Genomic DNA, 22,504 nt, shown 5'->3' on the forward strand with positions numbered 1-22,504 from the left:
CGCCCCGCCATCACCCATCAGGATCGAACCGGAGGGCACGATGAGCCAGACCGATATGACAATTCAGGCGAGCGGAGGCCTGGGGTTTCCCGGGCGGATATCCCGCGTGGTCTATCCGCTGTTGTCGCTGATCGTGATCATCGTGCTGTGGCAGGTCGTCGTTTCGGTCTTGAAGCCGGCACCCTACCTCCTGCCGTCCCCCGCTTCCGTCGCCTCCACGCTGGTCTCGCAGTTTCCCATGCTGATCTATCATGCGGGCATCACCGCCTTCGAAACCCTGATCGCCTTCCTGCTCAGCATCGTCATCGCGCTGCCGCTGGCGGTGATGATCGCACGGTTCCGCTGGTTCGAGGATGCGGTCTATCCGCTGCTCGTCACCAGCCAGGCGGTGCCGAAGGTCGCGCTGGCGCCCCTCATTCTCGTCTGGCTCGGCTTCGGCCTGCACACCAACATCGTCGTCGGCGTCCTGATGGCCTTCTTCCCGGTCGTCATCAGCGGCGTGGTGGGCCTGAAGAGCGTGCCGCAGGACATGATCTTCCTCGGCAGGACGATGGGACTTTCGCAGGCGCAGATGTTCCGCAAGATCTATCTGCCCCATTCGCTGCCGAGCCTCTTCGGCGGCCTGAAGGTCTGCGTGACGCTCGCCGTGGTAGGGGCCGTCGTCGGTGAGTTCGTCGGTTCGGACCGCGGCCTCGGCTATCTGATCCTGCTCTCCAGCGGACAGTTGCAGACGGCGCTGATGTTCGCCGCTCTCATCCTTCTCGTGCTGATCGGGGTCGTCAGCTTCGCCATCGTGCAATTCGTCGAGGCGCGCGTGATGCCGTGGCATCGCTCGCAGCGCAACGACGGACATTGAGGAGCGCGCCATGGGCAAGTCCATCGCCATCGACAAGGTATCGCGGTCCTATGCGGGACTGGAGGCGCTGGTGCCGACCTCCATCGACATCCGGCCGGGCGAGTTCCTCTCCATCGTCGGGCCCAGCGGATGCGGCAAGAGCACGCTGCTGCGCATCATCGCGGGCCTTGATTTGCCGACCTCGGGCATGCTTCGCATCGGCGACCGGCCGGTCACCACGGCGGAGACGGACCTCGGTTTCGTCTTCCAGTCGCCGGTCCTCCTGGAATGGCGCAGCGTCATGGACAACATCCTCCTGCAGGCGGAAGCGCGCGGATTGCCGGACGCCGAATACCGCGCCAAGGCGAAGGACCTCCTCGCCGCCGCCGGTCTGGCCGGGTTCGAGAACGCCTATCCGCACCAGCTTTCGGGCGGCATGAGCCAGCGCGTCAGCGTTTGCCGCGCACTCGTGCACGATCCGTCCCTGCTCCTGATGGACGAGCCGTTCGGCGCGCTGGATGCGCTCACCCGCGACCAGATGATGGTCGACCTCCAGTCGCTCTGGCTGCGCTCCCGGCCGACCGTCGTCTTCGTCACGCACTCCATCCAGGAGGCCGTGTTCCTGTCCGACCGCATCGTGGTGATGGCGCCGCGCCCCGGCCGCGTCGAGGCAGTGCTCGACGTGCCGCTGCCGCGCCGTCGCCGGCTCTCCGTGCGCGGCATGCCGGAATTCAACGCGATCGTCGACCGGATCCTCACTCATTTCGAACGCATGGGCGTCATCCGCGACGACGCCGAAGACGCAGCCTGACACCCTTGGAAAGGAACCCGACATGAGACATTTCAAGCAGGCGGGCGGCACGCTCCTCGCCCTTGCCCTGATGAGCACGACAGCGCTTGCCGCCGACAGCATCCGCCTGCGCCTCGACTGGAGCTGGTGGGCGGGGCAGACGCCGATGATCCTCGCCAAGGAGAAGGGGTTCTACGACGAGGTCGATCTCGACGTGGAGATCGTCCAGGGGCAGGGATCGAAGACCACGACCATGGTGGTCGGCGAGAATGCCGATCCGATCGGCCATGCCAACCTCTCCACCGTCGCCCAGTCGGTCTCCGCGGGCGTGCCGATCACGGCCGTCGCCGGCTGGTGGCAACAGGGCCCGATCTCGCTGATCTGCGCCGACCCGTCCATAAAGACGCCGGCCGACGTCAAGGGCAAACGCATCGGCTCCACGCCGACCGGCTCCGACGGCCAGATCCTGCCCGCCTTCCTCAAGGCCAACGGCCTCGAACTGACCGATATTTCGCTCGTCAACATGCCCGGCGACGCGAAGTTCGCCGGCATCGCCTCCGGCCAGCTCGATTGCATCAGCGGCGACGACTACTTCTACGCCCCGCAGCTCAAGGCGCAGGGCAAGGAGGTATCGGTGCTGAAATATGCCGATTGGGGCGTGACCAATCTCGGCTTCGGCATCGTCGTCAACAACGATTACCTGGCGCAGAATCCCGACATCGTGAAGCGCTTCCTCGCCGCGACGAGGAAGGGCATGGAATACACGTTCGCCCACAAGGACGAGGCCGTCGAAATCTTCCTCAAGGTCTCCGGCAACACCCAGCCGGCCGAATTCCACCGCAGCGTGCTCGAAGCCTACGAGGCCTCGCTCCACACCAAGCAGAGCGAGGGCAAGCCGCTCGGCTGGATGGCCGAGGCGGACTGGGAGGCGATGAACGAGACGCTCGCCGAATTCGGTTCGATGCTCGGCAGGAAGGAGGCGACCGCCTACTTCTCCAACGACCATCTGCCGCAGTAGCCCCGGCGTGAACGCGGACGGTTCGACCGCCCGCCCTCTTCAGCAAGCAAATGGAAATCGCATGTCGAACATTGCCGATATATCGACTGGCACATACGACGCCATCGTCGTGGGGGGAGGGCACAACGGTCTCGTTGCGACCGCCTATCTCGCCAAGGCCGGATTGCGCCCGCTGCTGGTCGAGGCCCGGCCGACGCTCGGGGGGCCGTGCGGAACCTTCGAGTTCCTGCCCGGCTACCGCTGCGCCTTCACCAACTCGCCCGGCAGCTTCGAGCCGCGCTTCATCGCCGAGCTGCGGCTCGAGCACTTCGGCCTGAAATTCGTTCGCACCGACCCGACGGTCGTGCACCCTTTCCCGCGCGGGGCCTTCATCGGCTGGCGCGACCGGGATCGGCTGGCGGCACAGTTCGACGCCTATGCGCCGGGCGAGGCCGAACGCTACTTCGGCCTCCTGTCCGACCTCGAAGAACTCGGGCGGCATCTGGGCGCGTCGATGTTCGCGCCATCTCCCGGCCTGGTCGACGCCGCCCGCAACGTGCCCGGCCATCTTGCCGGCCTCTTCGACCGCGTGATGTGCGGCAGCCTGCGCCAGTTGCTCGACGAGCGGCTGAAATCGGAAGAAGCCAAGGCGCTGCTCGGCATGCTGGCGCTCAACGCGACGCTGACCCCGCCGTCCGCGCCCGGCTCGGCGGTAGGCCTGATGATGCGGCCGATCTCGCTCGCCTCCTATGCGGCGCTGGACGACGACGATCCCCGGCGCGCGGCGCTTCGCGGCTCCACCGGCCTGCCGGTCGGCGGCATGGGAGCCATCATCGACGCGCTCGAAGCCTGCTGCGTCGCGCATGGCGCGACCATCCTCAAGGATGCGCCGGTCGAGCGGATCCTGCATGTGTCGGGCAGGGCGAGGGGCGTCGTCACGGCCAAGGGCGATGAATTCCTGGCGCCGGTGGTGCTCTCGGCGATCAATCCCAAGACCCTTTTCGGCACGATGCTCGACGACGAGGCGGTGGGCGCCGACACCAGGCGCGAGATCGCCGCCGTGCCGATGCGAGGCTCGGCGTTCAAGCTGGTCCTGGCGCTCGACGGGGTGCCCCGCTATGCCGGCCTGCCGGCGGATGTCGACCCGGCGCAGGCAGCGCAGGTGCAGTTTCGTATCGCGCCCTCGCTGGACTATATCGAGCGGGCGATTGCCGACGGATTGGCCGGCAGGCTGGCGGAACACCCGATCATGTGGGGCCTGATGCCGTCGGTGACCTCGCCGGATATGGCGCCGGCAGGTTGCCACCTGCTCAGCGTCAATGCCTGGCACGCGCCCTATAGGCTTGCCGAGGGCAGCTGGCCGGAGGCGGGCGAGCGCTTCGCGGATATCTGCATCGACGCACTTTCCCGCTACATGCCGGACCTGCGCTCGCGCCTCATCGGTCTTCGCTATTTCAATCCCGTCGAGATCGAAGAGGAGCTGGGTCTCGTCCAGTCGAACATCACGCATGGCGACATGCTGCCGAATGCGCTTTTCGGCGCGCGCCCGCACCGGAATGCGCATGACTACCGCACGCCTCTTTCCGGGCTTTACCTCTCGGGCGGCGGCACCTGGCCGGGTGGCTATGTCACCGGCATCCCCGGCTACAACGCCGCAAACACCATCATCAAGGATCTGGACGTCACATCATGAGGGAACACGCAATGGAATTTCTGGTCAACATCAAGCTTCGCTGGTCTGACGACATGGATCCCGAACTGAAAGAGAAGGTGATCCGCGACGAGCGCGCCCACGCCGCCGAGCTCATCAAGGAGGGCCATCTTGTCCGCATGTGGCGTGTGCCCTGCCGCTTCGAGAACTGGGGCCTGTGGCGTGCGGCGGATGCAACGCAGCTGCACGAGATCATCACCAGCCTGCCGGCCAATCCCTGGATGTACGATATCGACGTGCTTCCGCTGGCCAAGCATCCGGTCGATCCGATCCACACCGCCGCCTAGCGCATTTCCGTTTGCCGCATTGTCCGATCCCCGAAGCGCCTGGCTTCGGCTGCTCCAGGAGGGAAAACAGGATGGACACACGTTCCGCCCAGCCGCCGGTCCTGTCCGTCGGCGATCTCACGACCTCGTTCAGGGCGGGCGACCAATGGAAGCCGGTCGTCCGCAATCTCTCCTTCTCGATCGCCCCGCGCGAAACGGTGGCGATCGTCGGCGAGTCCGGATCCGGCAAGAGCGTGACGTCCCTCTCGATCATGCGGCTGCTTCCGAAATATTCGAGCCGGATCGAAGGCACGGTCTCGCTCGGCGGCCGCGACCTGCTGAGGCTCGGCGAGGAGGAGATGCGCAAGGTCCGCGGCAACGACATCGCGATGATCTTCCAGGAGCCGATGACCTCGCTCAACCCGATCTTCCCGATCGGCAAGCAGATCGCCGAGGCGATCACCTGCCATCGTGCCCTTTCCCGAAGCGAGGCGCGGGCGGAGGTGATCCGGCTTCTGGAAAAGGTGCGCATTCCAAACGCCAAGGGCCGCTTCGACGATTACCCGCACCAGTTTTCCGGCGGCATGCGCCAGCGCGTGATGATCGCCATGGCGCTCGCCTCGAAGCCAAGGCTGCTGATCGCGGACGAGCCGACGACGGCGCTCGACGTGACGATCCAGGGCCAGATCCTCGACCTCATCAAGACGCTGCAGGAAGAGGAGGGCATGGCGGTGCTTTTCATCACGCACGACATGGGCGTGGTGGCAGAAGTCGCCGACCGGACGATCGTGATGCTCCGCGGCGATGCGGTGGAAACGGGGGCGACCGAGGATATCTTCAGCCGCGGCAGGCATCCCTATACGCGGGCGCTGCTCTCGGCGGTTCCGCGCCTCGGCTCCATGGCGGGGCGTCCCCGGCCCATGCGTTTCCCGTTGATCGACATCGTGACCGGCGAGACGCGCCGGGCGGAGAGCGAAGGGCCGGTGCCCGCCGCCGCCGAGCGGCCCGTTCTGGAGGTGAAGAACCTGACGACGCGCTTCGACATCCGCTCGGGCCTTTTCGGCCGCAAGAGCGGTGCGGTGCATGCGGTGGAGGACGTCTCCTTCGACCTGAAAGCCGGAGAGACGCTGTCGCTCGTCGGCGAATCGGGCTGCGGCAAGTCGACGACGGGGCGCTCGATCATACGGCTGGTCGAGCCGACAGGCGGGGCGGTCTTGCTCGGCGGCCATGATGTGATGGGCCTCGACCGCCGCGCGCTGCGCAGGATGCGGCGCAGCGTCCAGATGGTGTTCCAGGATCCGTTCGCCAGCCTCGACCCCCGCATGACGGTGGGCGCGGCCGTCATGGAGCCGTTCATCGAGCACGGCCTCGGCACCGCGCAGCAGGCGCGGGACAAGGCGGCCGATTTGCTGGAGCGCGTCGGTCTCGACCCGGACATGATGCGGCGCTTCCCGCACGAATTCTCCGGCGGCCAGCGCCAGCGCATCGCGATCGCACGCTCGCTGATGCTCGATCCGAAGGTGATCATCGCCGATGAGGCGGTGTCGGCGCTCGACGTCTCGGTCAAGGCGCAGGTGTGTAATCTCCTCCTCGACCTCCAGCAGGGCTTCAACCTCGCCTATCTCTTCATCAGCCACGACATGGCCGTGGTGGAGCGGGTCAGCCACCGGGTGGCGGTGATGTATCTCGGCGAGATCGTCGAGATCGGCCCGCGGCGGGAAGTGTTCGAAAATCCGCAGCATCCCTACACGAAGAAGCTGATGGCCGCCGTCCCGATACCCGATCCCGCCCGGCGCACCATCCGGCGGTGCCTTTCCACCGATGAGACGAGAAGCCCCGTCCGTCCCCTCGGCTACACCCCGCCCAGGCGCAGCTACCATGAGGTCTCGGAGCGGCATTTCGTCCAGGTTTAGCCCCGGGCGCCGACAGCGGAGATGATCGAAGATTTGGCAGCCGGGCGTTTTGGCAGAATAACGGCAGATTCCGACGATATGGCCGATGCATGATGGGCAGCCGGTGCCATTTTCAGGTCGGAGCCATTGCCGCCGGGCTGGTCCCTGATAGACTGCACGGCAAGCATTGTCGGATTCCGATCGTCTCAGTCATGCTCAGCAGGGGCCCTGCATGTCGCGTTTTGTCCGCATGATGATTGCCGTCGCTTTCTATCCTGCCTTGCCGGCTCACGCGGAGGTGCTGGTCTGTGCGCCTGTGGCCGTCGCGGAAGAAATAGGCACGCCGGGTCCCCTCACGATATCCGCAGCCGACAAGGACCTGGGCAACCCGGTGCTGTTTTGGATTGATACCGAAACCGGAGAGTTGCAGGAGCATGCCCAAGGTGGCGACCGGTTTATCACCTACACCGGCAAGCTGGACCGGCAGGACGCGGATAGGAAAATCTTCGTGGCACGTAATGCGGAACAGAACGAAGTCTATCGCATAGACCTCGGCCTGTCGATGCATCCGTTCCAGCGCAGCGTCGACGGCGCGTTGACATCGATCGGCGCATGCGTTCCCGGCGCGATGGGCGAATTACCGGACGAGGATGCCGCTCCCGTATGGCCGTTCACCTATCGGAAGGCCGGCTAGACGATGCGACGGATGCCAGACGGGAAGGGCGGCACGCTTGCAGGGTTGGCGTATCTCGGCTGCGCGGCGCTTGCGGGATTTTCGCCGGCCCATGCGAACGACTGCTCGCCCGCACCGACAACCGTCACCGGCCAGATGCGGATTGTCGAAACCAGACACCCGGATGGAACACCTATCCGCGCCTTCGTCGTCTTCATCGAGGGCGGCGCATGCGTTTCCATCGAGGGCGTGGACGGCGAGCCCGAGGATGTCGTCCTCCGGGATGTCCACCTGGCGCCGAAGGACGGCGAAGCCGCCGGCTGGAGCGAGGTCGTCGGGAAAGAGGTGACGATGCAGGGCAGGCTGGGGCTTCCCTTCACCGCCTGGCATGTCGGCTCCTCGATGATGTTCGACGCGACCATTGCGGCCGTTCACGCGTCGAGCGACGAGTGAACGGCCGCCGCCTCCGGGTGGCTGCCGTTGCAGGCCGGCCACCGAAGGCTATTGCTGCGCGCCGTCGGGCAGGATGCGGATGGCGGCGACGTCGCCATAGGCAGCGGGGAGCTGCTTGCCGTTTGTCAGTTCCGAAACGCGCGCAGCCGTCTCCCGCACGACCTCGTTCAAGGAAAGACCGGGTGTCGAGAGGGTCTGAAGCAGCGCGATCACGAACGGGCTGTCCAACGCCTCGCCATCGGCGGCCGTCTGCCCGGGCTGGGTGGAATGGAGGACCACGCTGTTCAGCGGCGGCACGGGAGAGACGGCGAGGCCCATATGCATCCTTTCAGGCACCGGGTCGCGCGACGGACGGGCAAGACCCCGCGATGCCGCGACCGTTTTCGCCTCGACGAAGGGGTCGTCGCGGCAGGCATCGATGATGACGAGCGCGCCTCGTCTCGCCTTGCTCGCCGCCGCCGTCAGTTCCTGCGCCGCCAGTCCGATCGTTTGCATTTCCACCTCGTTCTCCAGCGTTGCATCCACCGGAATGAGATAGTTGACGCCGCCGGTCTCGATGCCGTGGCCGGCATAGAACACGACCACGATGTCGGCTTCGGCCGCGCGGCGGGCGATGTAGGACGGCAGGCCGGCGAGATTCTCGCGGCCGACGTCCTCGGCGATCTCGACCTCGTCGAATCCCATGTCGGCCAACCGGTTCGCGAGCACCGTGGCGTCGCGCCGGGCATTGGGCAGGCGCGACAGTTCGGTATAGTTGCTGGAGCCGATGACGAAGGCGAGCCGCTTCAATCCATCGGGCGAGGGATTTTCCGGCGTGACGCCGAACTCGAAGCCCGGCACGAATTCTCCGGCGCGTCGTTGCAGGATGCCCTGCGTCAACCGCTTCAGCCGCCACGCGGCATCGTTTCGCTCCAGCAGGTTCGGGGTCGATCGGGTGCCTTCGAGGATCTGCCTGTAGATTTCGATGGCCTTTTCCTTGTCGCCGCGCGCTTCTGCGGACCGCCCGAGACCCAACCGCCAGCGCCAGTCGCCGGGCGAGAGTTTTGCCGCCTCGTTGAAGAGGGTCTCGGCCGTGCCGGGGTCCTTCAGGCTATCGAGCGCGAGGTCGCCGGCACGGATCAGGAGGTCGACATTCATCGCCTTCGCATCCTCGGCCGACATGTCGCCGGTCTCACGAGCGGCCGCGAGCATATCCTCGAAGGAGGCGCGCAGGTCGCCTGTCCGTGCCTCGATCTGCGATTTCTGTATGAGCGCAAACCGTCGGAAGGGCGAGCCGAGCGCGATCGCCGCCACCAGGTCCTCACGCGCTTTGGCGAGATGTCCCACCCGCCGCAGCAGAAGCGCGCGGGCAGTCAGCGCCGGCCCGGAGCGTGCATCGAGCTCGATGGCCCGGTCGAGGTCCGCCAACGCTGCACCGAGGTCGCCTCGTCGCTCGGCTTCCAATGCCCTTTGCACGAAGGGCGTCGCGTTTTCGGGCGCATCACGCATCGTTGCCTCGATATCGCCGGCAATGTCGGCCGTCTCTCCAACGGCCTGGTTTATCGTGACCCGGAGGGCAAGGGCCTCCCCTTTCAAGGGACCTTCCAGCCTGATTGCCGTCTCGATATCGGAAAGCGCCGCCGTTACGTCCTGCTTTGTCGGAGGCTTGTATTCCGACATCGAGCCGTCCGGTTCCGTGCCCAGCGCCATGCCCTGCTGCATCACTTGCAGGAAGCGCATGAGGCCGCGGAAGAACGCGGCTTTCTGTCTGTCCGGCTCGCTTGCCGCACCTTCCAGCACACGGCTGCACGACGCTTCCGCGGCCGTCAGCTGCTCCAAAGGCAGCATCGCCGTCTTGACCCGTTCGTCGGCACAAGCGGCGAGGTTCGAGACCGTATCGGCGTGCGCGTCCGCGACGGCGTAAAATGCGCAAAGGAGCGCGGTCCCACAGGCTGTCTTGAGGCGCATTCAACCCCCCGGGATAAGAGAAGCATAAGCTGTTGCGTGTCACTTCCGATGACGGGGAAACGTGCGGGGAGCGGCTTTTATTTTCCCGTTTCAATGAGGGCGATGTCCGGCCATCCCGAGCCGATTCGCAGGAACCGCGGCAGGATCGCTGGCACGGTTCGTCCGCGTACCGAATCGCCTGGCCGGCTCGCCGATCGCTTCTACGGCGTCTGGTCCACCGCGGGGGGCGGGATCAGCGATCCGTCGTCCGGTTGGGTGGCTGGCTCGTTTTCTATGAGAAGAATGCTGACCACGAGAGCGATCAAGGCGCCGAGCAGTATCACGAATAGAAGGCCTGACTTGTCCATGGCCGCACTGTAACGCGCAATGCGCAAAATTCGAGGCATGACAGGCGCGGGCCCGCTTTGCGCGCCGGCATCCGGCCCCGCCCGGGAATGGCCGGGGAGAGGGGCTTTCCGAGGCCGGCGATTTTCATTCGGCAGGAACATCAGTCATCGTCGTCATCATCGTCATCGTCGCGGTAATACCTGCGGTAGCTCCTGCGATCGTCATCGTCGTCATAGCGATGGAAGTAGCGGCGGCGGTCGTCGTCATCGTCGTCGTCGTCATCGATCAGGATCAGATAGGATTTCGATACCAGCGGTTCGGAGGCGAAGGCCGGAGCCGGCGGAGCGGCAAAGGCGGCGAGCATGCCCGCGAGGCTGAGGACGAGGAAGCGTTTCATTGTCATCTCCTGTTCCTTGGGGTTCGTGACCTTTGGAAGAACGGGGATGAGGCGGCCTTATTCCCGCGTCTCGCGATTTTTGCCGAATCTTTCACAAGGCGCTTTCCGCTGGCGCCTCTTGCAACGTTTTTCCGTGCCGCCATATTCCGCTGAGACGAAGGAGGCATGAGTATGGACGACGGCAATATCAGGCGGCCGGAAGAGGTCGTGGGCTATTGGTGCGAGACGCTGACGGCGAAGGATTGGTGGCAATCCACGCCGGAACTCGATGCCCGCGTCCGCGAGCGGTTCGCCGCGACGCACCTCGCCCTGTCGCGCGCGGTGACGCCGGAATGGCGGGCGACGCCCGACGCGCGGCTGGCGGCGATCATCGTGCTCGACCAGTTTCCCCGAAACATGTACCGCGCTTCGCCCATGGCCTTCGCCACGGACTGGATCGCCCGGCGCGAGGCGCGGCTGGCGCTGGAGGTCGGGGCGGACAAGCTGGTGGACTACGGCCGCCGCCACTTCTTCTACATGCCCTTCGAGCATTCCGAGGAACTGGCGGACCAGGACCTTTCCGTCTCGCTTTTCGAGGCGCATGGCGACGAGATGTATCTGGACTATGCCGTGCGGCATCGTGACGTCGTCGCCGAGTATGGCCGCTTCCCGCATCGCAATGCCTTCCTCGGCCGCGTTTCGACGCCCGCGGAGGAGGCCTATCTTGCGGAACCCGGCGCCGGATTCTAGCCGCGAGCGCGATCCGGTTTAAAATGGCCGCAATCATGGCTAGAAGAGTGCGCAATCGCATGGCTGCGATGCGTCGTCTGTCTCTGTCCAACGAGGATGGCCTGGTGCCGATTTCCCGTCTTCTCTCTATCCTTCTTGCGATTGTCCTGCTGGCGGCATCGCCCGTCCTGGCGCAAACGGCGGAAGCGCCCGTTTCCGACACGACGGCGCAGCTCCAGCAGGCGAATGCCGATCTCGACCGGGCCGGCGCGCAGCTCGACGCCATCCGCGAGCGGGTCGACAGGAATCGGGACGACGACGCGCGCCTCGTCGAATTGAAGGTGGAGGCCGAGGCGCTGAACCGGTCGATCCTTGCGATCTCGGTGGCGACGCGTCCGCGGCTGGAGGCAATCAAGGCGCGGCAGGCCGAACTTGGCGATCCGCCGGCGGAAGGGGCGCCCGCCGAGGCCGACGTGGTCGTCGAGGAGCGCAAGAAGCTTGCCGCCGAGCGGAACGAGATCAACGCGCTGACGGGGGAGGCGGAAAACCTCTCGATCGAGGCGACCAAGCTCTCGAACCGCATCACCGAAATCCGCCGGCAGCTCTTCACCGACGCCATTCTCAAGCGCACCGAGATCAACTCGGCCCTCTTCACGGAAGCCTCCGCCGCACTCGATGCGGAGACGCAGACGCTTGGCCGCACCGTGTCGGCTTGGCTGCAGTTCGTATGGAAATTCAAGCGGATGCCGCTGCTTGGCGCCGTCGCCCTGTCGCTGATGGCGGCCCTCGTGCTGCTGTCCGGCAGCTACCGGCTCTTCTCGCCCTACATCACGCGCGCCGCGCGCGAGGAGAAGCCGCACTACATCACGCGCCTGTCTGTCGCCTTCTGGTCGACGGTCCTGCCGACGATGGCGGCGGGGGCCTTCGCGGGGGCGAGCTATTTCTTCCTCGACGCGTTCAAGGTCTTGCGCCCCGATATCGCGCCGATCGTGGCGATAGCGCTCGGGGTGGTCGTGGCGGGCTATTTCGTCGCGCAGCTTGCCAATGCTGTGCTTTCGCCGGGTGACGGGCACTGGCGGCTGGTGCGGGTTTCCGATCGCGGCGCACAGCTCCTGTGGCTCCTGATCTTCAGCATGGCGATCGTCAACGGTGCCGACTACTTCCTCGGCACGATCAGCGAGGTATTGGGGTCGCCGGTCGTGCTCACCGTCGTCAAGAGCTTCTTCGCCTCCATCATCATCGGCGCGCTGCTCGTCGTGACGGCCTTCATCAAGCCCGTGCTGCACAAGGGCGAGACGCCGGATTCGGGAGGGCGTCCGTGGCCGCGGTCGATCTTCGTCCTGCTCATATTGACAGGCCTCGGCCTCATCTTCGCGTCGCTGCTCGGCTATGTCGGCATGGCGCGCTTCGTCGCGACCCAGATCGTGGTGACGGGCGCGGTCGTGGTGACCATGTATATCGGCTTCCTGTCCGGGCGCGCGGTCTCGGCACCGAACGCCTTTGCGGAAACGGCCGTCGGCAAGCGGCTGGAGGAACGTTTCGGCCTCAGCCAGGTCGCGCTCGACCAGATCGGGCTCGCGGCGGGACTCGCCATCTATCTCCTGATCTTCGTCTGCTTCGTGCCGCTCATCCTCCTGCAATGGGGCTTCCAGGTCGCCGACATCGAGTCCTGGGCCTACCGCATCTTCACGGAGATCCGCATCGGCAGCATCACCATCTCGCTGGTCGGGATCCTGGCGGGCATCGTGCTTTTCGTCGTCGGCCTCGTCGTCACGCGCTGGTTCCAGAAGTGGGTGGACGGCAATGTGCTGGCGCGCAGCCAGGTCGATACCGGCGTGCGCAACTCGGTGCGCACGGCGGTCGGCTATGCCGGGGTGGCGCTCGCCGGGCTCGTCGGCATATCGGCGGCCGGCATCAACCTTTCGAGTCTTGCGCTCGTTGCCGGCGCCCTCTCGCTCGGTATCGGTTTCGGCCTCCAGAACATCGTCTCGAACTTCGTTTCGGGCCTCATCCTGCTCGCCGAGCGGCCGTTCAAGGTGGGCGACTGGGTGGTGGCGGGAACGACGGAGGGCTTCGTGCGCCGCATCTCCGTGCGCGCCACCGAGATCGAGACCTTCCAGCGCCAGACGGTGATCGTGCCCAACTCGCTGCTCATCAACGGCCAGGTCGGCAACTGGACCCACCGCAACAAGCTGGGCCGCGTCGAACTGGAGCTCAGCGTCCATGCCGGCAACGATCCGCGCCGGGTGTCCGAGATCCTCCTGGAGGTGCTGCGCGCGCAGCAGGGCCTGTTGCGCAATCCGGAGCCGGTGGTCGTCTTCAAGGCGTTCTCCTCCTCGACGCTCGATTTCGAGATCCGGGCCTTCCTGGCGGATATCCTCAACGGAACCGGGGTGAAGTCGGAGCTGCGCGCGGCGATCCTGGAGCGCTTCCGCGAAGAGGAAATCGCCATCGGCGGGCCCGCGGCACCCGAAGTCCCCGTCAAGATCTCGCCGGAAGGCGCGGAGCTTCTTTCCGCCCTTCTCGACGAGGCGGCGGAGAAGGTCCGCTCGTCGGGGGGACGGCGGCGCAAGCCGGCCTCGCAGGCGCCCGAGGCCTGACCGCCCGCCCGATTTCCGGCACATGAACGCCGCATTCACGTTGCATTCAGCCGTTCCGGCATAAAACACATGCAAATCCGATCGAGGAGCGATAGTGTTCCTCCAGGGCTTGTGTAGAGGGGCGGCGCGACGCCGGGCGAAGATGAACCGAATGATCCTGATGCTGCTGGTGTCGGCCGCGATGTCCGCTCCGGCCATGGCCGCCTCGGTCACCAACAGGGACGCCGATACGCAGGTGCTCATCATCGTCGAAGGCGGCAGCCGCGTGGAGATCGCGCTGGAGCCCGGCTCGACCGAAACCATCTGCCCCTCCGGCTGTTTCGTCACCCTGCCGAACGGCGACCGCATCGCGCTCGACGGCGGCGAGGACGTCGATATCGTCGGCGGTTCGGCCTCGGTCAAGTAACCCTCCAAGGACGGTTTTCCGGGCGGCGCGGCAGAGCACCGCGCCGTTTTACCTTGCGCGCAGGCCGCTCGCGAGATGCCGCCCATCATGTTTTCATGCCCTCTAAACTTAACGCTTTCGCAAAGGGTTGCGGCTACCCATTAAGCTGGGGAAAATCCATATTACGAAGGCAGGTCATGGCGTTCATCGGCATTTCCGGAATGCAGTATTCCGGCGCGTCTCTCTCGCATCACCGCATTCTTGTCGCCGAGGATTCGAACGTCTTCACGTCCATGATATCGAAACGGCTGAAGGAGCTTTTCGGCATCACCGTCGAGATCTGCCGCAGCTTCGAGGAGCTGGAGCTGGCCTACGACAAGTCCAGCGAGAAGATCACTTTGGCGATCTCGAACATCAACCTGCCGGGCGCGGAGAACGGCGAGGCACTGAACTACCTGATCGACCTCTCCATCCCGACGATCGTCTTCACCGGCACGTTCCAGCAGACGACGCGCGACCAGCTCCTCTCGAAGGAGATCGTCGACTACATTATCAAGGACAATATCTTCGCGATCGACATGCTGGCGGAGTCGGTCTGCCGCTTCCTGACCAACCACCAGCACCACGTGCTGATCGTCGACGACAGCGCGACGGCCCGCGCGCTGCTTTCGACGCGCCTCAAGCGCTACAACTTCCGCGTCAGCACGGCAGAGAACGGGGCGGGGGCCCTTTCGCTGCTCAAGGCGAACCCGGACATCGGACTGATGATCACCGACTACAACATGCCGGATATCGACGGCTTCGAGCTGACGCGGCGCATCCGCGGCACGACGGGCTCGCACCAGCTGCGCATCATCGGCATCTCCTCCTCGACGGACCGGCTGCTTTCCGCCCGTTTCCTCAAGGCGGGCGGCAACGATTTCATCATGCGCCCCTTCATCGACGAGGAGTTCTACTGCCGCGTGAACCAGAACCTCGACACGCTGACGCAGATCAGGACGGCCCATCAGCGCCTGAGCGCGTGAAGGGCGGTCCACCCAGATCTGTCCCTTACGTAGCGTGAGATATTTCTTGGCGGATTAACCACTTAGTAAAACCGCTGGTTTGTAATGGGTATAGGACGAGACATCATCTAGGGTACCGGACGACGTGGGAGTGGATCCAAATCCGCAGCGAGGGCCTGCATTTCTGCGCCACTCCGGCCAGCAGGTGCTGCTCGTGGAGGATTCGCGCATGTTCTCCACGGCGCTCACGTACCGGCTGGAGAAGGAGCTCGGCCTTTCCGTCACCCATTGCCCGAGCATGGCGGCGGTCCGGGCGATCTTCCAGTCGGACGCGCCGGAATTCGCCCTTGCCGTCCTCGACCTCAACCTGCCCGACGCGCCGAACTGCGAAGCGCTCGACTACGTGATTTCCAAGGGCATCGCCCCGCTGGTCTTCACCGGTTCGTTCAGCGACGCGACCCGCGACCAGATCCTCGCCAAGAACGTGCTCGACTACGTCGTCAAGGACAGCCCCGCGGCGATCCAGCAGCTTGTCCTCGCCGTCGACCGCATCCTGACGAGCGGCAAGACGCAGGTGCTCGTCGTCGATTCGGATCCCGAGAGCCTGCAACAGCAGATGAGCCTGATCGCCAAGCAGCGCTTCCAGATCGTCGCCGTCGAAAGCGGGGCGGCCGCGCTCGAGGCGCTCGATACCCACGGCGGGATCGACATGGTGGTCTGCGACCTCGACCTTGTCGACATGGACGGCTTTGCGCTGCTCAACGAAATCCGCCAGCGGCACGGCGATGATGCCGTGCGTGTCGTCGGCCTGTCGAAATCGGAAGACCGCATGGTCGCCGCGCGTTTCCTGCGGGCCGGCGGCGACGAGTACATCCAGAAGCCGTTCCTCATCGAGGAGTTCAACAGCCGCATCTTCCACGTCGCGGCGATCCAGAAGCGCGTGCAGTCGCTGCACCGCATCGCCGCGCGGGACTATCTGACGGATATCTATAACCGCCGCTACTTCTTCGAGGCCGGGCCGCGGCTCGTCGAGCAGGCCCTGCGCCGGGGCGAGTCGATGTCGATCGCCATCCTCGACATCGATCACTTCAAGCGCCTCAACGATACCTACGGCCACGAGGTCGGCGACATCGTGCTGAAGGCCGTCTCGCGGCGCCTCAAGCACCGCATCAACGACCGCCATCTCCTCGCGCGTCTCGGCGGCGAGGAATTCGGCATCATCTTCCACGGCCTGGCGCTGGAAGAGGCGCTGGATTCCTGCGAGCGGCTGCGCCTCGAACTGGCGGCCCAGCCGATCGTCGCGGACGGCGAACCGCTGACGATCACCGTCTCCGCCGGCCTTGCGGCGATCTCCGGCCGGGAAACCTTCGACAACTATCTCAACGCCGCCGACCAGTTCCTCTACATGGCAAAGCATGCCGGGCGGAACCGCGTCTTCTCCGAGCTGTCGCTGATGAGCGCGCTGGCGAGCTGAGCCCCCGCCATAGCCGGGAGCCCTTCATCTTCTGCCCGTCAGCGGGCGATGGCCGAAAGCGTCAGCTTTCGCTCGGCGCGCTCCTGCTGGGGCGAGCGGTTGTAGAGCTCGCGATAGCATTTGGAGAAGTGCGAGGCCGAGACGAAGCCGCAGGCGACGGCCACTTCCACCACCGGCATGGAGGACTGCACGAGCAGGTGGCGCGCGCGGTCGAGCCGGATCTCGAGATAGTAGCGGGCGGGGGAGCGGCCCATTTCCTGGCGGAACAGGCGCTCGATCTGGCGGCGCGAGAGATCGGCGCTGTCGGCGATCTCCAGCAGCGACAGCGGCTCGGAGAGGTTCTTTTCCATCAGCTCGATGATCGACAGGACCTTGGCGTTCTGCACGCCGAGCCGTGCGCGCAGCGGCAGGCGCTGGCGGTCGTGCGGGCCGCGCACGCGGTCGGTCAGCGCCTGCTCGCAGACGCGGTTGACAAGGTTCTCGCCGAAATCCTGGTCGATCAGGTTCAGCATCATGTCGAGCGAGGCGGTGCCGCCGGCGCAGGTATAGATGTTGCTGTCGATCTCGTAGAGGTCGGCGTAGACGTCCGCCTGCGGGAAGGCCTCCGCAAAGCCGGGCAGGTTCTCCCAATGGATCGCGCAGCGTTTTCCGGTGAGCAGGCCCGCCTGGGCGAGCACATGGGCGCCGGTACAGAGCGAGCCGACGGCGATGCCCCGGTTGTAGACCTCGCGGAGCCAGGCATTGACCGACTTGTTGTGGAAGTCCTCGACATAGATGCCGGAGCAGACGAGCACCATGGAGGGGCGGTTCTCGCCGCCGAGATACTTGCGCTCGTCGGCGAGCGAGGAATTCACCTCTATGCCGATGCCGCTGGAGGAGAGCACCTGCTGGCCGTCCGTGGAGGCAAGGCGCCAGGTATAGGCCTCGTAGCCGAGCATGCGGTTGGCGATGCGCAGCGTCTCGATCGCCGCCGAGAAGGGCAGCATGGAGAAGTTGGGCACGAGGAAGAAAACGAGAGAGCGCTTCTTGACGTTTTGCTTGTTCATCGGAGTGTCCATGCTGGGGTGCGCGATGTCGCAATCGTCGCAGGCAGAACGGCCGCCGCGGTAGCATTTTTGCGACAGTCAAAAGGATGGTTGCGACTGAATTGCGCGGCGTATCGTTGAGATGTCAGTGCCTTCCGGCGGAATTGTGACGAATGTCCATTGCTTGCATATTTGCGACCCGCTTTCGGGCATCGTCCGATTGCGACAAGCCGTTCGGGCATGGGCGCCAAGACAGCCGTTTGACAAGGCCGGCGGGGCCGGCCACATACGGGGCGGATTTTCTGAGGGGTGATCATCGATGCTGCCGGATGGATATACGGACGTGCCTGCCGGAAAGCTCGTCGCCGTGGTGACCTGCCTTGAAATGCTGTCGCCGCCGGACCGGCGCGCCGATCCCGGGCAGCCGGGCATCGCCCTCGAGCACGTCGAAAGGCCCGATGTCGCCTGGTACCGCGAGCTTTACGGGCGTGTCGGCGCGGACTGGCTCTGGGCCTCCCGCCTCGCCATGGCCGAAGGCGAGCTTGCCGCGATCATCCACCACCCCGATGTCGAGGTCTATGCGGTGATGAAGGACGGCCGCGGGGAGGGGCTGCTGGAGCTCGATTTCCGGCAGGAGGGGGTCTGCGAACTCGCCTTCTTCGGCCTGACGGCGGCGGCGATCGGCAACGGGACGGGGCGGTGGCTGATGAACCGGGCGATCGCCCGCGCCTGGTCGCGGGATGGCCATGCGCCGATCCGCCGCTTCTGGGTGCACACCTGCACGCTGGATTCGCCGCAGGCGCTCGGCTTCTACATCCGTTCGGGCTTCACGCCGGTCAAGCGCCAGATCGAGGTCTTCGACGATCCGCGGCTCACGGGCGTCCTGCCGGAAACGGCTGCCTCGCAGGTGCCGATCCTGCGGCCCTGAAAGAAAACCGCCGGAGAGACTTTTGAAGGTCAGCTCCGGCGGCGTTCGGCGTCGTCTTCTTTCGGCATGTTGCCGTTGCAGTCATCCGTCATCGCGTGGTCTTGTCCCACGAGCGGAAACCGATGTCCTTGCGCAGGTCGTAGGACATGCCTTCGATCTCGCGTTCGGCCCGATGGCGCCGCCAGGCGGACACGATGCGTCCGAAGACGTGATGGAGGAGACGGGACGGGCTGCCGGTGCCGCGGCTGCCTGCCGCATGCCGGACCGGACGATGTTCCAATGCGATTGCCATTTCAGGGTCCTTTCGAGCTTGGGAGGTTTCGAAAGGTCGCGACCTTGATCGTGACTGTGCCGCAACCTCATGCATCAATCAAACGAATATATTTGATTGGATCGATCAGCGTTCTTCATGCTGAGCGATCGTCGGCCAGTTGATGTCCTGCTTCAGGTAATCCGGCAGCTGCGCCAGTTCCTCGGCCGTGTGGCGGGCGACGCTGCGCCTGCGGCGGGCCTCGATGGCGTCGCCCACGAAGCGCCGTATTGCATAGTAGAATCCGTTGCCGCGGGCGAGAACGGCCAGATTCCCGCCGTCTTCGAGCGATTTCTGCGTGTTCATGGCGTTTTTTCCTCACGTTCGATTGCTTTGCAGGTTGACTATCCGCCTGTCTCGGTTTTCAATCAAACGAAATGAAGTGACGCTTTGCTTCAGATTTTCTGATCCATGGAGGCGGAAAATGAATCTGCTGATGCGCCAGACGCTCCCCTTGCTGGAGCTCGATATCCTCAAGACCTTCGTGGCGATCGCCGAGACGGGAAATTTCACCACGGCAGCCGAAACGGTGCATCGCACGCCCTCGGCGGTGTCCATGCAGATCAAGAAGCTGGAAGAGCTGCTCGGCTGCACCTTGTTCCGCCGCGATGCGCGTTCCGTCGTGCTGACCCATCACGGCGAGGTGCTTCTGTCCTATGCGCGGCGCCTCATCGCCCTCAGCAACGAAGCGGTTTCCCGCTTCATGATGCCGGAGATGAACGGCGTGGTGCGGCTCGGCGCGCCCGACGACGTCGGCGAGCTCATCCTGCCGGAGGTGCTCAGGCGCTTTGCCGAGACCTATCCCTCGATCGCGGTCAACGTGTCGATCGAGACGAGCGCCAATCTGCGCCGCGCCGTTGCCGAACGCCGGCTCGACCTGGCGATCTTCAATGCGACGGACGGCGCGATCCCCGTGCCCGGCGAAATCCTGCTGAAGGAGCAGCTCGTCTGGGCGGGCAAGAACTGCGGCAATGCGCATCTGAAGAACCCGCTTCCGGTCTCCGTCTGGGAGGAGGGCTGCATCTGGCGTGCCCGCGCGCTCGAGGAACTCAGCCGGTCGGGCCGCGATTTCCGCGTCGCCTATTTCTGCGCCCACCACATGGGCCAGCGCGCCGCGATCCGCGCCGACCTCGCCGTCGCGCCGCTCGCCCGCTTCCTCGTCGGCGAGGACATGGTCGCGCTCGGCGAGAAGGACGGCCTGCCGGACCTCGGCCATTACCTCATCGGCCTCGTCGTCAGCGAGGAGGCCGAAACGCCGGCGCAGGCCGTGGCGGACTATATCCGCGCCGTCTTCGCCCGCATGGAGCGCCGGCCGATGGACATGCTGCAGGTCGCCTGCTGAGGGGGCGAGGGAAGCCGCAAGCGGCAGTTACTCCCGGCTGCGCCGTCTCCGCCGCCCGCCGCCTTCGCCGCCGCCGTCGTCCGACAGCACCTTGCGTTCCGGCAGCGCCACCACCTTCGCCAGCTCGGGGAATGGGTCCACCTTGTTGGGCAGCGCCATGGCGTTGACGAAGAGCTGCTGGAAATGCGGCTCCAGGGCCGTCTCGATCTTCTCGATGCGGGCGACTTGCCGCTCGATCTCGCGGCGGTGGTCGCGGTTCAGCAGCGCCATCAGCGCGCCGGTGCCGGCGGCGTTGCCGACCGCCTTCACCTCGGCAAGGTCGCAGTCCGGGATGAGGCCGAGCACCATGGCGTATTTCGGATCGATGAAGGAGCCGAAGGCGCCGGCGAAGCGGATCGTGTCGACGCGGTCGACGCCCTGCTTCTCCATCAGCAGCTTGATGCCGGCGTAGAGCGCGGACTTGGCGAGCTGGATGGCGCGGATGTCGTTCTGCGTCACCGTGATGCGCGGCTCTCCGTCGTGCAGGAGATAGGAGAAGGTGCGGCCGTTCGAGAGGATGCGGGGGCTCCTCGCCGCCATCGCGCCGTCGACCACGCCGTCCTCCGAAATGATGCCGCTAAGGTACATCTCCGCGACCACCTCGATGATCGCCGAGCCGCAGATGCCGGTGACGCCGACGCCGGCGGCCGCTTCAGCAAAGCCTTCCTCGTCCGACCACTTGTCGACGCCGATGACGCGGAAGCGCGGCTCCAGCGTCAAGGGATCGATGCGCACGCGCTCGATGGCGCCGGGGGCGGCGCGCTGGCCGGAGGAAATCTCCGCACCCTCGAAGGCGGGGCCTGTCGGCGAGGAGGCGGCGACGACGCGGTTGCTGTTGCCGAGCACGATCTCCGCATTGGTGCCAACGTCGACGAGCAGCATCATGCGGTCCTGCCGGTAAGGGCCTTCGGCCAGCGTCGCGCCCGCCGCGTCCGCGCCGACATGGCCGGCGATGCAGGGCAGCGTATAGAGCCGCGCGCCGCGGTTCACCTCGATGTCGAGCTCATGCGCCCAATATTGCAGCGCGCCCGATACGGCGAGCGCGAAAGGCGCCTGGCCGAGCTCCGTCGGGTCGATGCCGAGGAAGAGATGGTGCATGATGGGGTTGGCGACGAACACCATGTCGAGGATGTCGTGCCGGTCGACCTCGCCTTCGGCGCAGACCTTGCCGATGAGGCCGTTGACGGCCTCGCGCACCGCCCTGGTCATCGCCTCGCGGCCGTCCGGGTTCATCATGACGTAGGAGACGCGGCTCATCAGGTCCTCGCCGAAGCGGATCTGCGGGTTCGACGTGCCGGAGGAGGCGACGATGCGGCCCGAGAGCAGCGAGACGAGATGCATGGCGATGGTCGTCGAGCCGATGTCGCAGGCAATGCCGTAGGCCTCGTTCTTGAGGCCGGGCCAGAGGCCGACGATGAAGGGGCGCGAGGAATCCATGTCGCGGTGGATGGCGGCGGTGACGCCCCAGTTGCCCTTGCGCAGGATTGCCTGCACCTGCGGGATGAGGTGCGGGGCGACCAGCAGGTCCTTCCAGCCCCAGTCCTTCTCCAGCATCGCCTTCAGCCGGTCGAGGTCGCCGAGCGGCTTGTGCATGTCGGGCTCGTCCACCTCGACATAGCAGAGCTGGACGGCGGCGTTGCGCTCGATGACGCGGTCCGTCGCAGCCTTGCGCACGACCTGCGCGTTGATGACGGTGTCCTGCGGCACGTCCACGACGAGGTCGCCGAGGATGAGGGCGGAACAGGACAGGCGCCGGCCTTCCGGCAGGCCGCGCACCTTCTCGTAGCGCTCCTCCTTCGGCCCCTTCTCCGAGATGTGGTCGAGCGAGGAGACGATCTTGTGCTTGGCGAAGTTGCCTTCCTGCACCTCGATCTGACAGCGCCCGCAGGTCGCCCGCCCGCCGCACACACTCTCGACATAGACGCCGAGCTTGCGCGCGGCTTCGAGCACGGGTGTGCCTACGGGGAAACGGCCGCGCTTGCCGGAGGGCATGAAGAGGACCAGCGGTTCCTTTGCCGAAGCTTCCGTCATGTTGGTCTCTTTCTCGCCTTCGATGCGCATCGGTCTTGCTTTCCTGTTTCAGCCCTTGCGGGCGAGACGCCGCACGTTGCGGCGCACGCGCTTGCCGTAGGGCTTCAGCGCGGCTTCGGAAACGGCGCGGGCGGCGGCGCCCGGCGATGCCGCCGTCATCATGGCGCGCGCAACGGCAAAATTGGCCGCCACGGCGCTTTCCGCCGCGGCAGCCATCTTTTCGGTGACCATGCGGGTCATCTCGGCAGTGTTCTGCGTCGAGCCCGTCAGCGCGGCCATCTGCATCTCGTGGCAGCGCATGGCGATGACCAGCGGCGCCTCCAGCCACAGGCTGAAGGCGTCGCGACGGAACTGCCGCCCGCCCGCCATG

22 protein-coding genes are annotated in these 22,504 nt (G+C 65.5%); 15 read left to right on the forward strand and 7 right to left on the reverse strand.

What is annotated here, in order from left to right; all coding sequences use genetic code 11:
- Window positions 1-40: 40 nt before the first annotated feature.
- The 8 genes from ACIIOY_RS20910 (at window position 41) to ACIIOY_RS20945 (ending at window position 7,617) form a co-directional block, all read left to right on the forward strand.
- Window positions 41-856, forward strand: a complete 816-nt coding sequence (locus ACIIOY_RS20910) for an ABC transporter permease (protein ID WP_411036610.1) — start codon at window positions 41-43, stop codon at window positions 854-856.
- A gap of 10 nt (window positions 857-866) precedes the next feature.
- Window positions 867-1,646: an ABC transporter ATP-binding protein gene (locus tag ACIIOY_RS20915; RefSeq protein ID WP_411036611.1), complete on the forward strand. Its 780-nt coding sequence runs from the start codon at window positions 867-869 to the stop codon at window positions 1,644-1,646.
- Window positions 1,647-1,668: 22 nt separating this feature from the next.
- Entirely contained in the window at window positions 1,669-2,643 is a 975-nt protein-coding gene (locus tag ACIIOY_RS20920; protein ID WP_411036612.1) for an ABC transporter substrate-binding protein, read from the forward strand.
- 61 nt (window positions 2,644-2,704) lie between these two features.
- Entirely contained in the window at window positions 2,705-4,315 is a 1,611-nt protein-coding gene (locus tag ACIIOY_RS20925; RefSeq protein ID WP_411036613.1) for a phytoene desaturase family protein, read from the forward strand.
- A gap of 11 nt (window positions 4,316-4,326) precedes the next feature.
- Complete coding sequence (locus ACIIOY_RS20930; protein WP_411036614.1) at window positions 4,327-4,620, forward strand: muconolactone Delta-isomerase; 294 nt, start codon at window positions 4,327-4,329, stop codon at window positions 4,618-4,620.
- 71 nt (window positions 4,621-4,691) lie between these two features.
- The gene (locus ACIIOY_RS20935; RefSeq protein ID WP_411036615.1) at window positions 4,692-6,512 is read left to right on the forward strand and encodes an ABC transporter ATP-binding protein; all 1,821 of its coding nucleotides are present in this window, start codon (window positions 4,692-4,694) and stop codon (window positions 6,510-6,512) included.
- A gap of 211 nt (window positions 6,513-6,723) precedes the next feature.
- Window positions 6,724-7,185: a hypothetical protein gene (locus ACIIOY_RS20940; RefSeq protein ID WP_411036616.1), complete on the forward strand. Its 462-nt coding sequence runs from the start codon at window positions 6,724-6,726 to the stop codon at window positions 7,183-7,185.
- A 12-nt stretch (window positions 7,186-7,197) separates the two neighbouring features.
- Window positions 7,198-7,617, forward strand: coding sequence for a hypothetical protein (locus ACIIOY_RS20945; protein WP_411036617.1), 420 nt, complete (start codon window positions 7,198-7,200; stop codon window positions 7,615-7,617).
- A 48-nt stretch (window positions 7,618-7,665) separates the two neighbouring features.
- On the opposite strand, the gene ACIIOY_RS20950 is transcribed toward ACIIOY_RS20945, so the two are convergent.
- A complete protein-coding gene (locus ACIIOY_RS20950) occupies window positions 7,666-9,564 on the reverse strand; it encodes a caspase family protein (protein WP_411036618.1) in 1,899 nt (632 codons plus the stop codon).
- Window positions 9,565-10,051: 487 nt separating this feature from the next.
- Window positions 10,052-10,288: a hypothetical protein gene (locus tag ACIIOY_RS20955; protein WP_411036619.1), complete on the reverse strand. Its 237-nt coding sequence runs from the start codon at window positions 10,286-10,288 to the stop codon at window positions 10,052-10,054.
- A gap of 171 nt (window positions 10,289-10,459) precedes the next feature.
- Between ACIIOY_RS20955 and ACIIOY_RS20960 the strand changes: the two genes are divergently transcribed.
- The 5 genes from ACIIOY_RS20960 (at window position 10,460) to ACIIOY_RS20980 (ending at window position 16,459) form a co-directional block, all read left to right on the forward strand.
- A complete protein-coding gene (locus ACIIOY_RS20960) occupies window positions 10,460-11,017 on the forward strand; it encodes a DUF924 family protein (protein WP_411036690.1) in 558 nt (185 codons plus the stop codon).
- 68 nt (window positions 11,018-11,085) lie between these two features.
- Entirely contained in the window at window positions 11,086-13,596 is a 2,511-nt protein-coding gene (locus ACIIOY_RS20965; protein WP_411036691.1) for a mechanosensitive ion channel family protein, read from the forward strand.
- Window positions 13,597-13,738: 142 nt separating this feature from the next.
- Window positions 13,739-14,002, forward strand: coding sequence for a hypothetical protein (locus ACIIOY_RS20970; protein ID WP_411036620.1), 264 nt, complete (start codon window positions 13,739-13,741; stop codon window positions 14,000-14,002).
- A gap of 176 nt (window positions 14,003-14,178) precedes the next feature.
- Complete coding sequence (locus ACIIOY_RS20975; RefSeq protein ID WP_411036621.1) at window positions 14,179-15,006, forward strand: response regulator; 828 nt, start codon at window positions 14,179-14,181, stop codon at window positions 15,004-15,006.
- 124 nt (window positions 15,007-15,130) lie between these two features.
- Window positions 15,131-16,459: a GGDEF domain-containing response regulator gene (locus ACIIOY_RS20980; protein WP_411036622.1), complete on the forward strand. Its 1,329-nt coding sequence runs from the start codon at window positions 15,131-15,133 to the stop codon at window positions 16,457-16,459.
- Window positions 16,460-16,497: 38 nt separating this feature from the next.
- Here the strand turns inward: ACIIOY_RS20980 and ACIIOY_RS20985 are convergent, their stop codons facing one another.
- Window positions 16,498-17,505: a GlxA family transcriptional regulator gene (locus ACIIOY_RS20985; RefSeq protein ID WP_411036623.1), complete on the reverse strand. Its 1,008-nt coding sequence runs from the start codon at window positions 17,503-17,505 to the stop codon at window positions 16,498-16,500.
- Between the two features lie 298 nt (window positions 17,506-17,803).
- Between ACIIOY_RS20985 and ACIIOY_RS20990 the strand changes: the two genes are divergently transcribed.
- On the forward strand, window positions 17,804-18,412 hold the full coding sequence (locus ACIIOY_RS20990; protein ID WP_411036624.1) for a GNAT family N-acetyltransferase: 609 nt from the start codon (window positions 17,804-17,806) through the stop codon (window positions 18,410-18,412).
- 88 nt (window positions 18,413-18,500) lie between these two features.
- Here ACIIOY_RS20990 and ACIIOY_RS20995 read toward each other — a convergent pair whose 3' ends face one another.
- On the reverse strand, window positions 18,501-18,704 hold the full coding sequence (locus ACIIOY_RS20995; protein ID WP_411036625.1) for a hypothetical protein: 204 nt from the start codon (window positions 18,702-18,704) through the stop codon (window positions 18,501-18,503).
- Window positions 18,705-18,809: 105 nt separating this feature from the next.
- Window positions 18,810-19,028 carry a hypothetical protein gene (locus tag ACIIOY_RS21000; RefSeq protein ID WP_411036626.1) on the reverse strand — a complete coding sequence of 73 codons (219 nt, stop codon included), beginning with the start codon at window positions 19,026-19,028 and terminating at the stop codon, window positions 18,810-18,812.
- Window positions 19,029-19,146: 118 nt separating this feature from the next.
- On the opposite strand from ACIIOY_RS21000, the gene ACIIOY_RS21005 reads away from it, so the two are divergent.
- Window positions 19,147-20,064: a LysR family transcriptional regulator gene (locus tag ACIIOY_RS21005; RefSeq protein ID WP_411036627.1), complete on the forward strand. Its 918-nt coding sequence runs from the start codon at window positions 19,147-19,149 to the stop codon at window positions 20,062-20,064.
- Between the two features lie 27 nt (window positions 20,065-20,091).
- Here the strand turns inward: ACIIOY_RS21005 and ACIIOY_RS21010 are convergent, their stop codons facing one another.
- Both ACIIOY_RS21010 and ACIIOY_RS21015 read right to left on the reverse strand, forming a co-directional pair.
- Complete coding sequence (locus ACIIOY_RS21010) at window positions 20,092-22,134, reverse strand: ASKHA domain-containing protein (protein WP_411036628.1); 2,043 nt, start codon at window positions 22,132-22,134, stop codon at window positions 20,092-20,094.
- A 48-nt stretch (window positions 22,135-22,182) separates the two neighbouring features.
- A complete protein-coding gene (locus ACIIOY_RS21015) occupies window positions 22,183-22,503 on the reverse strand; it encodes a hypothetical protein (protein WP_411036692.1) in 321 nt (106 codons plus the stop codon).
- Window position 22,504: the final 1 nt, after the last annotated feature.

This window comes from Shinella agrisoli, from assembly GCF_046557955.1.
Taxonomy (GTDB): Bacteria; Pseudomonadota; Alphaproteobacteria; order Rhizobiales; family Rhizobiaceae; genus Shinella.